7 protein-coding genes are annotated in these 12,991 nt (G+C 38.7%); 1 reads left to right on the forward strand and 6 read right to left on the reverse strand.

Features of this window, described 5'->3' with window-relative positions; all coding sequences use genetic code 11:
• Positions 1-31: 31 nt before the first annotated feature.
• The 5 genes from AC6EIY_RS06085 to rpsT form a co-directional block, all read right to left on the reverse strand.
• Positions 32-4,141 carry a DNA-directed RNA polymerase subunit beta' gene (locus AC6EIY_RS06085; RefSeq protein WP_498506088.1) on the reverse strand — a complete coding sequence of 1,370 codons (4,110 nt, stop codon included), beginning with the start codon at positions 4,139-4,141 and terminating at the stop codon, positions 32-34.
• Positions 4,142-4,181: 40 nt separating this feature from the next.
• The gene (locus AC6EIY_RS06090; RefSeq protein ID WP_498506089.1) at positions 4,182-6,089 is read right to left on the reverse strand and encodes a DNA-directed RNA polymerase subunit gamma; all 1,908 of its coding nucleotides are present in this window, start codon (positions 6,087-6,089) and stop codon (positions 4,182-4,184) included.
• 42 nt (positions 6,090-6,131) lie between these two features.
• The gene (gene rpoB, locus AC6EIY_RS06095) at positions 6,132-9,419 is read right to left on the reverse strand and encodes a DNA-directed RNA polymerase subunit beta (protein ID WP_498506090.1); all 3,288 of its coding nucleotides are present in this window, start codon (positions 9,417-9,419) and stop codon (positions 6,132-6,134) included.
• 251 nt (positions 9,420-9,670) lie between these two features.
• Complete coding sequence (locus tag AC6EIY_RS06100; protein ID WP_498506091.1) at positions 9,671-10,462, reverse strand: TatD family hydrolase; 792 nt, start codon at positions 10,460-10,462, stop codon at positions 9,671-9,673.
• A gap of 58 nt (positions 10,463-10,520) precedes the next feature.
• Positions 10,521-10,808 (reverse strand): 30S ribosomal protein S20, encoded by a 288-nt coding sequence (gene rpsT, locus AC6EIY_RS06105; RefSeq protein ID WP_498506092.1) that lies wholly within the window; start codon positions 10,806-10,808, stop codon positions 10,521-10,523.
• A 118-nt stretch (positions 10,809-10,926) separates the two neighbouring features.
• Here rpsT and hisD point away from each other — a divergent pair, with 118 nt between their 5' ends.
• The gene (gene hisD / locus AC6EIY_RS06110) at positions 10,927-12,276 is read left to right on the forward strand and encodes a histidinol dehydrogenase (protein WP_498506093.1); all 1,350 of its coding nucleotides are present in this window, start codon (positions 10,927-10,929) and stop codon (positions 12,274-12,276) included.
• On the opposite strand, the gene rpiA is transcribed toward hisD, so the two are convergent.
• Positions 12,263-12,973 carry a ribose-5-phosphate isomerase RpiA gene (gene rpiA / locus AC6EIY_RS06115; RefSeq protein ID WP_498506094.1) on the reverse strand — a complete coding sequence of 237 codons (711 nt, stop codon included), beginning with the start codon at positions 12,971-12,973 and terminating at the stop codon, positions 12,263-12,265. The two genes, hisD and rpiA, sit on opposite strands and share 14 nt — an antisense overlap.
• Positions 12,974-12,991: the final 18 nt, after the last annotated feature.

Raw genomic sequence — 12,991 nt, forward strand, 5'->3', positions numbered from 1 at the left:
AAATTTAAAAGAGTTATGTAGAAAAATTGATTTATTCATCTGAGAGTAAACCTTCTTCTTGCAAGCCCTCCAACGCAGCAGGATCTGGCATTTGGTCTTCAGGTAAATCGTCGTCACCTGTTGGACGTGCAAAAGCTGCAAAGTTACTAGTTGTAGGGTCAATCCCATGCCTACTTCTCGTTGCCTCTAAGTCCTCATCACTAGGATCATCCAAAACAGAAGTATTCTTTGCTACTGGTGAAGAAGGCATATCAACAGTATAGTCAGGTCTAAGATTTTGAATCCTTCGATAACCTGCAGGATCTTCTGCAAGAATATCTGGGTGAGGACCTGCTTCAGCATTTAACTCTTCAACAAAGCCACTAAAACCTGTACCTGCAGGTATCAGTCGGCCAATAATTACATTTTCTTTAAGTCCGCGAAGCCAATCAGACTTACCTTCAATAGCCGCTTCGGTAAGGACTCTAGTTGTTTCTTGGAATGAAGCAGCTGATATAAAGCTATCAGTATTTAATGATGCCTTTGTAATTCCAAGTAAAACTGGAGTAAACTCCGAGGGAGCCCCTCCAGTAATAGAAATAGCCTGATTAGTATCTTCAACCTGCCTAAGTTCGATCAATTCTCCTGGTAAGAATGTTGTATCTCCTGCATCCTCTATTCTTACCTTACTAGTCATCTGACGAACTATTACCTCAATATGTTTATCGTCTATAGCTACTCCCTGTGACTTGTAAACATTCTGTACTTCACTTACCATTCTGTGCTGAAGCTTAGCTATTGCCTCCTGAGCAGCATCCATTAAAGGCTTTTTGTCTCGCAAGTCTGTAAAGAAACACTCCAAAAGCTCATGAGGATTCACTGGGCCATCAGTCAAGAATTCACCAGCGACAACTTGTTGACTATTCCTAACCATTACATTACGGCCTAAAAGAATCGGATATTCAGTAATTACATCATTGTCCTCAATAATAGAAACAACTATAGAATCATCATCATCTCCTTTCTTGATATCTACTGTTCCAGACTTTTTACACAAAATAGCTGAATCCCTAGGCCTACGAGCTTCAAGCAATTCTTCGATCCTTGGCAAACCTTGAACAATATCTCCTGTTTTTTGTCTTTCAAAAACCAATAAAGCCAAGCCATCGCCTCTTTGCACCAAATCTCCATCGCGAACATGAAGGACTGAATCTGGTGAGACCATATAAGGTCTACCAAGACGCAATTTAACTTTCTTTCCATCAATCTCCTCTATTTCCCCACAAGCACCTATTGTTTGATCTTTTGAAACGAAGTCTCCATCTACAACTCTTTGTCCAACTTTCAAAAGAGTAGTTCCTTTAGATTCAATTCTTATTGTATCTTCATCCCTTTCAACAATAAGTCGGCGAACCGGGTCACCATCAATGGCATCAGGGAGTTGAACAATTCCTTCTTGCTTACATAAAATCTGGGTTGTCGCCACTACGTCTCCGGCTGAAACTATTTGAGCATTTTCTATTTGCAATTCAGTGTGTGTTGAACCATGACTAGAATCCGATGTAGTGTCTCTTCTAACTAAAATACTTTCAAGGATAACTAACTTCAATCTATCAATACTGCTTGAATTCAAGTCTTTTACGACTTCTACGTCTACTGTCATCTGCGGAGTCGTGTCAAACGTCTCAAGCATCAATTGGGTTTTAAGTAACTCAATACCCTCTACAGATTTAATAAGCTCACCATCCTTAAAGGCAAGTCGCTGAGAGGCTTTTATCCCTAGTGATGGGCCCTTGGGTTGTTTAACATGCTCTAATTCAGGTAGCTGTGCTTGATCAGGAATAGTAAATTCCTCAACCGGTCTTAACAGAAGCCCCTTGCCTTCTGGGGTTTCGACTGATTGAACCATTACCATCGCATCAGTCTTAATACCTTTTGCAATAGTTTCTCCAGGATTAACTATTTGCCCGTCACCTTCGAACCTATCAAGCACTTTACTTTCTTTGCATAGTTTAAAAGTGCCACTCCTAACTATAATTTCACGAAGAATGTCATTTTTCTGAGTAACCGTAACTATTCCAGCAGTTTGACTGAAAATATCTTTAACAACCTCTGTGCCTGCCTCTATCCATTGACGATCTTTAATCATCAACAATGAAATATCTTTATTAATTTCATGAGTTTCCTGAGGAATCCACAAAAGGGTGCCACCTTTACTAACTTCGTAACCATTCTTTGCAGAGCGAGCTTTCTTAATTGTTAAACCAGGGGCATATTTAACAAGCCCACCTGTTTCAGTTTTAAATCTATCGTCTGCTAACTCAGCAATTACCTCATTATTTCCTATCTTGCTTCCAGGAATTGTATTCAATCTATAACGAGTATCATCCTTTGCTTCAAGATGCCATATCTCTCCTGAATGAGTCGACTCTTCTAGTAATTTAAAATCTTTTAATGTCATCGACGTTGTTACTATTTGAACTTCTCTAGAATCACCAATAGAGTCTCTTAGTCTTACTTCACCTCCAAACTCACTAGCCTGGCTGGCTTCGGCTAAAACTTGTCCCTCATTTACTGAAACATTGCCAGAGACAACTGGCATTGCATTAGGGGGTAAGTTATATACGTCTCCTGCTAGTACCCAAAGCCGACCAAGTCGTTGAGCTTTGAGAGTAATATTACCTTGTCTATCTGTAACTTCTCTAGGTTGAATAATTGATTCATACCTAACTTGTCCCGCTAAATCACAAATAACATCTTTAGTAGCCTTTTCAACACTTTTTTGTACAGTTCCACTAGCGATCTGAGCAACAGTCACATCGACATCAATTTCTTGAGCATTGTCTACAAAAAGTAAAGATCCTATGGGTATGTCAATTTTTTGAGGCTTACCACCACTAGAAGGAATAATACTAAGGTTAAAATCAACCTCTGCTTGCTGAGCTTCAACACCATGTGGCGTTCTGTAGCCTCTCACTCGCGCCTTTGAACCAAATTCAACTTTTCCTGAAATGGTTGAACGTACAACACCAGTTTCTGCTGTTGAGACCCCGCCAGTATGAAAAGTTCTCATTGTCAACTGAGTGCCCGGCTCTCCAATAGATTGAGCAGCAACAATACCTACTGCCTCGCCTAAGTCAACTAATTGGTTATGCGCTAGCGCCCAACCATAACATTTACGACAAACTGATCTAGTCGCCTCACATGTAAGAGGAGATCGAACCCTTACCCCTTGAACATGTGATTGTTCAAATTTCTTAGATAGCTGAGGGTCAATAGGAGTATCTCTTTCAGCTAAAATTTCCTTGTCTGAGTTCACAACCTGTTCAGCTGTCAAGCGTCCAACAAGCCTATTGCCAAACTTTTCATCCTCTGTACTTATTGAAATAGACCTTGTCGTACCACAATCCTCTTCCCTAACAATTACATCTTGAGCGACATCAACCAAGCGTCTAGTTAGATATCCAGAATCAGCAGTTCTTAGGGCTGTATCAACAAGACCTTTACGAGCTCCATAAGAAGAGATGACATATTCAGTTACTGTTAGACCTTCTCTAAAATTAGTTCGAATTGGTAAGTCAATAATCTCACCTTGAGGATTAGCCATTAATCCTCTCATACCAACAAGTTGACGAACCTGAGACATGTTTCCACGAGCTCCAGAATTAGCCATCATCCAGACTGAATTCAATGGATCGTTTTGATTGAAATTCTTTTTAACTGCATCCACTAATCTTTCATTAGTTTCAGTCCAAGTGTCGATAACTTTTGTGTGCCTCTCGACTTCAGTAATTTCCCCTAATCGATAACATTCCTCAGTAGCGGTTATTAGTTCTTCAGCCTGACCAAGCAGATCTTGTTTAGCCTCAGGGACCTTTAAATCATCAACAGAAATTGATACAGCTGCCTGGGTTGCATATCTAAAACCTAAATCTTTTAAGTTATCTGCCATGGCAGCAGTTGCAGCGGTTCCATGATGTTTAAATGCCCATGCAACTAAATTTTTCAAACCTTTTTTGTCGACTACTTTATTTCTAAAAGGTGGAGGAGTTTTAGAAAGTTTTGGGACAGCGTTCATCTCTGCTGCTTTTTTTGCTTTAGAACCTCTTTTTGCTTTTGATTTAGAAGAGGTTTTACGAGTTTTAGGAGAAGAGGAAGTCATGGAAAAAATATTTTAAAAAGGGAGGATGTGTTCTTTAGAGTTATGAGGTGGCTGCTACAGCATCAATAATTGTATGATTCATGACTACGCGACCGACAGTAGTCAAAATGTAACGGCTAATTAAACTTCCATCTTCATCTAATCGATCTCGTCGATATGTCCATTCTTCAATCCGAGTACCATCTTTCAAAGTCTCCAAATTACGCGGTTTCTGAAGCTCCTCATCATCCTCAATTTCTCCAGAGAATCGTACCCAAACCCAATCATGTAAATCTATTCTTTTATCTTCAAGAGCTTGTAAAACATCTTCAAGTGATGCGTATGTATGTGCATGATCCCCAAATTTAGGCTGATTTGCTTCCGGCTGAATTGCTGTTAGGTAGTAAGACCCTAAAACCATATCTTGAGATGGAGTAACAATTGGATCCCCAGTTGCAGGGGAAAGGATGTTGTTACTTGCAAGCATTAGCATTCTTGCTTCCGTTTGCGCCTCAATAGCCAAGGGCACATGAACAGCCATTTGGTCTCCATCAAAGTCAGCGTTAAAAGCTGGGCATACCAATGGATGTAGCTGTATGGCTCTTCCAGCAACTAATTTAGGCTCAAAAGCTTGAATACCTAATCGGTGTAAAGTTGGGGCACGATTGAGAAGTATAGGGTGACCATCTATAACTTCTTGTAATACCTGCATAACTTCATCGTCGGCTTTCTGTATCAGTTTCTTTGCAGCTTTGATGTTATTTACAATATTCTGACGAATCAATCTATGAATTACAAAAGGTTGAAAGAGCTCTATTGCCATTTCCTTTGGCAGTCCACATTGATGCATTTTCAACTTAGGGCCAACTACTATTACTGAACGACCTGAATAATCAACTCTTTTACCAAGTAAATTCTGTCTAAATCGACCTTGCTTACCCTCAATAATATCACTTAATGATTTCAAGGCTCGATTATTTGCACCAACAACAGTTCTTCCTCTTCTACCATTATCAATAAGTGCATCTACAGCCTCTTGTAACATCCTTTTTTCATTTCTAACTATTATCTCTGGGGCTAATATTTCCTGAAGACGAGCAAGTCGATTGTTCCTATTTATTACTCTTCTATATAAGTCATTTAAATCTGAAGTAGCGAATCTACCGCCATCCAATTGCACCATAGGTCTCAAATCAGGAGGTATAACAGGTATGGCATCTAAAACCATCCACTCTGGGCTTGCACTTGTAGCAATAAAATTATCTATAACTCTTAGTCTTTTTATCAGTTTAGCCCTTTTCTGACCTTTGCTTGTTGCAATTTCTTCTCTCAATTGCTCTGCAACTTCTTTAAGATTTAAATCTTCAAGCAATTGCTTTAAGGCCTCCGCACCTATCCCAACTATGGGTTCATTCTCAATAGTCGAATCCTCAGCATAAATTTCATCTTCGATCTCAAGCCATTCATCCTCTGTTAATAGCTGCTTATACTTAAGATCCTTACTATCTCCTATATCTAAAACAACATAACAGTTAAAATAAACAATTTGCTCAACATCTCTGAGAGGCATGTCTAACAAAATAGCGACATAGCTAGGAATACCTTTTAGATACCAAACATGCGATACAGGGGCTGCCAATTTAATAAATCCCATTCTATGCCTTCTTACGCGACTTTCGGTTACTTCAACACCGCATCTTTCGCAAACAATTCCACGATGCCTAACCCTCTTATATTTCCCACAGTGACATTCCCAATCTTTAGATGGGCCAAATATCTTTTCGCAAAACAATCCATCCATCTCAGGCTTAAGTGTTCGATAATTTATTGTTTCAGGCTTAGTCACTTCCCCTACAACCTGGCCATTGGGCAAAGTTCTTTGACCCCATTCCATTACTCTTTCAGGAGAGGCTAATTTAATTTTGACGTAATCAAAATGGTTTTCAGTACGTAGATTGCTATTAGTCATGAGAATTAAGGGTGTTTAGATGATTTGTTTCTATTGAGTTGATTACTCTTCGTATTCTTTACCTAATGATTCATAGGTGGGTCTGCTAGGCGTGCTTCTACGAGGATTTACATCTTGCATAAGATCAACCTCTTTACCATCATCTGTATATACTCCGATATCTAATCCCAATGACTGAAGTTCTCTCATTAAAACTTTGAAAGATTCTGGAGTGCCAGGCCTTGGAATTGGTTTTCCTTTCACAATGGAATTGAGCGCTTCATTGCGGCCTTGCATGTCATCAGACTTCACGGTTAACAGTTCTTGCAAAGTGTATGCAGCTCCATACGCCTCTAGTGCCCATACTTCCATTTCGCCTAATCTCTGTCCACCTTGCTGAGCCTTTCCACCAAGAGGTTGTTGAGTCACCAAAGAGTATGGGCCAGTGGATCGAGCATGAATTTTATCGTCTACTAAATGTACAAGTTTAAGGAAATGGGCGTAGCCAACAGCAACGGGTTGATCAAAAGGTTCACCAGTTCGACCATCTTTAAGAAGTAACTTTCCAGGATCTTCAGGGTTGTAAACCCATGATTTGCCTGGCTGCTTTGCCGCCTCTTTCAAGTAGGCTTGAACTGTCTGATTAGACATCTCTGCCCCATACATCTCATCAAAAGGTACAATTTTAACTCGACAATCCAAATTAGATGCTGCCCAACCCATGAGGAGCTCAAAAACCTGCCCTACATTCATTCGACTTGGGACTCCTAATGGATTAAGGCATATATCTACAGGTGTGCCATCAGGAAGGTAGGGCATATCCTCTCTTGGCAATATCCTACTGATAATCCCTTTATTACCATGCCTACCAGCCATTTTATCTCCAACTTGAATCTTTCTACGTTGGGCAACATAGACTCTCACCACCATGTTCGCTCCAGGTGGCAGCTCATCACCTTGTTCTCGTGTATAAATTCTGACATCAACCACTCGCCCTCTCTCAGTTGAAGGGACTCTAAGAGAATTATCTCTTACATCTCTTGCTTTCTCTCCAAAAATAGCTCTTAAAAGTTTTTCTTCAGGCGGTTGATCTGATTCTCCTTTGGGGGTAACCTTCCCAACCAGAATGTCTCCACTCTCTACGAAAGCTCCAATTCGAATAATCCCCATTTCATCCAAATTACCAAGACTTTCCTCTGATACATTTGGAATTTCTCTTGTTATTTCTTCAGGGCCTAGTTTCGTTTGACGAGCTTCTATTTCATATTTTTCGATATGGACAGAAGTATATAGATCATCTTTAACTAACCTTTCACTTACTAGAATTGCATCTTCATAGTTGTAACCCTCCCACGGCATATAAGCAATTAAAACATTCTGACCAAGAGCTATTTCCCCTCCCTCACAGGCTGAACCATCAGCTAAGACCTGCCCCACAATTACCGGGTCACCATTAAAAACTATAGGTCTATGGTTTAAACAAGTATCTTGATTAGATCTTTGATATTTTTGCAAGTAATGGGCATGGTCATTGCCTTCCTCATCAGTAACAACAATTGTATTAGCGTCTACATAAGTCACTGTTCCATTTACTTTTGAGATTGGAACCATTCCAGAGTCTCTAGCAACTTGAGTCTCTAAACCAGTCCCAACCAAAGGTCTTTCTGGACGCAAAAGAGGAACTGCTTGTCTTTGCATATTTGAACCCATCAAGGCTCTATTAGCATCATCGTGTTCCAAAAATGGTATTAACGATGCAGCCACAGAAATTACCTGAACTGGTGATAGTTGAACATAATCAACTTGTTCAGGAGAAACCGTTTCAAAATCTTGCCTGTATCTAACGGGAACAAGTTCTGCCAATATTTTTCCTTCTTCGTCCGTGGCTACATCTCCAGGAGCGACCCTACACTCATCTTCTAAATCTGCAGACAAGTAAATAGGATCTCCTTGTTTAATTAATCGTCCATTTTCAACCTTCCAAAATGGTGTCTCAATAAATCCATATTCATTAACGCGCGCGTGCGTTGCCAAAGAATTAATGAGACCTGCATTGGGCCCTTCAGGAGTTTCAATAGGACAAAGTCTTCCGTAATGAGAAGGATGAATATCCCTCACTGCAAAACCAGCCCTTTCACGAGTTAAACCTCCAGGACCTAAAGCAGATATACGTCTTTTATGAGTTAATTCAGCTAATGGATTGGTTTGATCCATAAATTGACTTAGTTGACTTGAACCAAAAAATTCTTTTATGGCTGCAACTAAAGGTTTTGGATTTACGAGTTGCGCTGGAGTAAGTGAGTCAGTTTCCCCAACTGTCATTCTCTCCTTGATTATCCTTTCAAGTCTATTCAATCCAACTCGAACTTGATTTTGTAAAAGTTCACCGACTGACCTCACTCTCCTATTACCTAAATGATCAATATCATCAAGAGTTGCACCACCAACATCTAACTCTAAATTGATTAAATAATCTAAAGTAGAGAGAACATCTTCATTTGTTAGTGTTCTTACATTATCAGGAATAGTTAAGCGTAATTTCTTATTTATTTTATATCTACCAACTCTTCCTAAGTCATATCGTTTTGGATCAAAAAATCTTGTTTGGAGTAGCTGTTGACCTCCACTTACAGAGGGAGGCTCACCTGGCCTTAACTTTTTATAAAGCTCTAACAAAGCTTGGTCTTCTGAACTTATGCCTTCTTCGTTTGCCGCATCAATTGACTTCTTATAAAACTCAGGATGTCGTAATTTATCTATCACATCATTATCTGACAAACCCATTGCCCTCATCAAGACATGAGCATTAATTTTTCGTGTTTTATCTACACGAACATGCAGCAAATCGTTTTTATCAGTTTCAAACTTTAACCATGCTCCGCGGTTAGGTATAACGCTTGCATTGTAAGTTCTTCTACCATTTTTATCTTGCTCATCTTTAAAATAAACTCCTGGACTTCTAACGATTTGATTTACTATTACTCTTTCAGCACCATTAATTATAAAAGTTCCACGCTCAGTCATTAAAGGCAATTCACCGATAAAAACTTCTTGTTCTTTAATTTCTCCTGTTTCTTTGTTAACTAGACGACAAGTAACATACATTTGAGAAGCAAACGTTGCATCTCTTCTTTTTGCCTCCTCTACATCATGCCTAGGACGCTTAAGCTTATATTCTGATCCTATAAAATGAAGTTCAAGCTTACCGGTATAGTCAGTAATGGGAGAAAAATTGTCTAATTCTTCAATTAAGCCTTTATCCAAGAACCACTTAAAACTTGATCTTTGCACCTCAACTAGATCAGGCAGATATGTAGCTGCTTTGGCTACCTGAATCGCGCTTCTGCTCATTCGAGAACCTGCGTTTATATGTAGAGGACGGGGTTGATGTCTTGTCCTAGAGTTCGAAAAATGATCTTTACTAAAAAAACAAAAACAATCCCCAATAAGGCTGAGATTTGAAATTGAATTTAGTTAATTAACGAACAAACTAACTCAAAAAGGAAGATCCCTAAGGGTTTAAGCGCAGATACCACGCCTAAGCAAGACAATAAATAACTCTACACTCAAATCTGAGAATTAACTAGAGGAAATGATCATATTTAAGGCAACGCAAACAATTCCCTTGCATTTTGAGTGGTTCTTTCTGCAATTTCTGCGAAGCTTTCACCTCTGATTTCTGAAATTTTATCTACAACGTGCTTTACATAAGAAGGTTCATTCCTTTTTCCTCTATGAGGAACGGGTGATAAGAAAGGACTATCAGTTTCTACTAGAAATCTACTTTCGGGAACTTTTTTAGCGCATTCATGGATATCAATCGCATTTTTGAAAGTGACATTTCCACTGAAGCTTATGTAAAAGCCTAGATCAAGAAACCCTCTCATCTCTTTCGCATTGCCACTCCAGCAATGCATAACTCCTTTTGGACAGTGACCATTCTCAGAAAGCTTAGAAAAAACTTCTAACATTTCTTTAGCGGCATCTCTGCAATGAACAATTACTGGCAAATTCAATTCAAAGGCCAAGTTTAATTGCGGCATTAAAATTGAAAGCTGCTCACTCAAGTTCTCTGCTTTAAAAAGATCAAGTCCTAATTCTCCAATAGCGACCACTCGACTATCATCAAGAGCTGCTTTTTTTAAAATGCTTAAAGTTTTAGAGCCCCAATGATGCACATCCAAGGGGTGAACTCCTACTGAATATCTGATCTCATGAAATTGATCTGCTATTGATTTAATTGCAGGGATTTCAGAGGGCTCTACACATGCATGTAATAAAGCTTTAACACCCTGTAATCTCCATCTCTCTGCAACTTTTTCTCTATCTTCATTAAAATTAGAAAAAGCTATATGGCAGTGACTATCAATTATTGAATTTTTAGAATCGCTCAAGATGCAAAATAAACTCTTATTTCAATATTAAATCTTAGATTATTTATTCTCAAAAAACTCATTTCAAAACTTTTTTTAGCGCAATGCTTAGTCTGGATTTCTGATTAGCTCCTGTATTTTTATGCAAAACACCTTTTTTAACTGCTTTATCAATTTTGCTAAAGGCTAGATTAAATGTTTTTTGAAGGTCTGCCTTAGATTCATCGCTAGGCTCTTTTTCAAATATTCCACAAGCAAGGAAGCACCTCTTCATTAAGGTACGAACTGTAGATTTGTAATTTTTGTTTTCAAGGCGGTTGCGTTCCGCTATTTGAATTCGCTTTTTAGCTGAGTTGGTATTTGCCACGGAGGCTTAGTGATTTAGTCTTAATGTTATTCCACACTACCTCAAGACCATGAAGAAGATCTACATAAATCAAAATTAAGGCATAAGATAATCAAATTGAACCAATAGCCAAAAGTTCATGACGCAAATAATTAATAAAGAAGAGGTACAAAAACCCCCTTCAAAAAAACTGACCATAAAAACAACTGTTAATATTGACCAGGCTCAGCTTGAGCTCAAGGCAATTACTGAAAGAACAGCTGGATCCGCTCAAGAACAAGCTATACAGGTAGTTGACGATATTATTGAAAACGTTAGTAAAAGGGGTGACGAGGCTCTTAAAGAATACACTTCTCGCTTTGATGGATTTTTCGCGGAAAATTTTCAAGTTTCATCAGATTTAATACTTAAAGCTTGGGAAGAGACTCCAAGGGAATTACAAGATTCACTTTTGTTAGCAAAAAAAAGAATTGAAAAATTTCATAGTCTTCAAATTCCAAAAAATATCACTTACATAGGCCCCCATGGAGAATCACTAGGACGAAGATGGAGTCCTGTTGAAAAAGCCGGAATATATGTGCCAGGAGGGAGAGCAGCCTATCCAAGCACAGTATTGATGAATGCTATTCCTGCATATGTTGCAGGAGTCAATCAAACCATAATGGTTTCTCCCCCTAACTCTAAAGGGGAGTTAAACCAAACCGTACTTGCTGCAGCCCATATTACAGGTATCAACAAAGTATTTCGTGTTGGAGGCGCTCAAGCTATTGGTGCGCTTGCTATTGGAACTGAATCAATTCCAAAAGTAGATGTGATAACTGGACCAGGAAATATTTATGTAACTTTGGCAAAGAAGAAAGTTTACGGAAAAGTAGGAATTGATTCTTTAGCTGGCCCAAGTGAGATCTTAATCATTGCCGATAAATCAGCAAAGTTGGAACACGTTGCATCAGATATGTTAGCTCAATCAGAACATGATCCTTTGGCTTCAGCGATACTAATAACTACTAATAAAAAATTAGCTGAAAAATTACCAGCAGAAATTGAACGACAATTAATTAATCATCCAAGATTAAAAATATGCCAAGAATCAATTACAAAATGGGGGTTAATAGTTCTTTGCGATAATTTAGAAACTTGTGCAAAGTTAAGTGATACTTTTGCCCCAGAACACCTTGAATTGCTTGTAGAGGAGCCAGAAGAATTATCTAAAAGCATCAAAAATGCAGGGGCAATATTTATGGGGGCATGGAGCCCAGAGGCTATTGGAGATTATCTTGGAGGTCCTAATCACACTTTGCCCACTTCTGGGACAGCAAGATTTGCTGGTGCTCTTGGAGTTGAAACTTTCATGAAAAATACTTCACTTATAGATTTTTCAAAAGAAGCCTTTCATAAGAATAAAAATGCAGTTGTGCATTTAGCCAATAGTGAGGGATTACATAGTCACGCAGAATCAATAAAAATTAGAGATTCTAAACCCTCTTAAGAGATTCGACACCCACTATCTCATTTTCTACTTTTCCAACTAGTACTTCATCTGTGAGGTTTACAAAAAGTCCGTTTTCAAGAACACCAGGAATATTATTAATTTGACTCTCCAATAGTTCTGGCTCGTCAATGCCATTAATAAACGTGAAATCAAGTATTAAGTTTCCCTGATCAGTAACTATGGGTCCAGCCTTTTTCTGAGCCATCCTTAGACTCCCTTCTCCTCCAAGATTTATTAATGTTTTTTGTACTTGTTTCCAGGCAGATGGAAGAACCTCTACTGGTAATTTGAAATCGAGATTCAATTTTTTAACTAATTTTGTCGAATCAACAACAACAATGAATTTTCTAGCCAAAGCAGCCACAAGTTTTTCCTGCACATGACAAGCGCCTCCTCCTTTAATTAGTTGAAATTTGGGATCAACCTCATCGGCGCCATCAATTGCAAGATCAATTTCTGAGACTGAAGAAAGAGATTTAAGCGGTATTCCTAATTCGGAGGCAAGAACCTCGCCCTGAAAAGATGTAGTCACACCTACGATGTCTTTGATTTCTCTCGATTTAATTTTATGAGCAAGTGCTTCAATCATTAAAGCTGCTGTAGATCCAGAACCAAGACCAAGAATCATACCGTCTTGAATTTGATCTACTGCAGCTTGAGCAACTGCTAGCTTCATCTGATTTTGAAGATCCATTTAGTAATAGCTTTGCGA

It is taken from the genome of Prochlorococcus sp. MIT2304 (assembly GCF_059772405.1).

Excerpts from the sequence above, each read along its gene's own strand:
- rpoB (WP_498506090.1), bottom strand. The coding sequence starts at position 9,419 with ATGAGCAGAAGCGCGATTCAGGTAGCCAAAGCAGCTACATATCTGCCT.
- hisD (WP_498506093.1), top strand. The coding sequence starts at position 10,927 with ATGACGCAAATAATTAATAAAGAAGAGGTACAAAAACCCCCTTCAAAA.
- AC6EIY_RS06085 (WP_498506088.1), bottom strand. The coding sequence starts at position 4,141 with ATGACTTCCTCTTCTCCTAAAACTCGTAAAACCTCTTCTAAATCAAAA.
- rpiA (WP_498506094.1), bottom strand. The coding sequence starts at position 12,973 with ATGGATCTTCAAAATCAGATGAAGCTAGCAGTTGCTCAAGCTGCAGTA.
- AC6EIY_RS06090 (WP_498506089.1), bottom strand. The coding sequence starts at position 6,089 with ATGACTAATAGCAATCTACGTACTGAAAACCATTTTGATTACGTCAAA.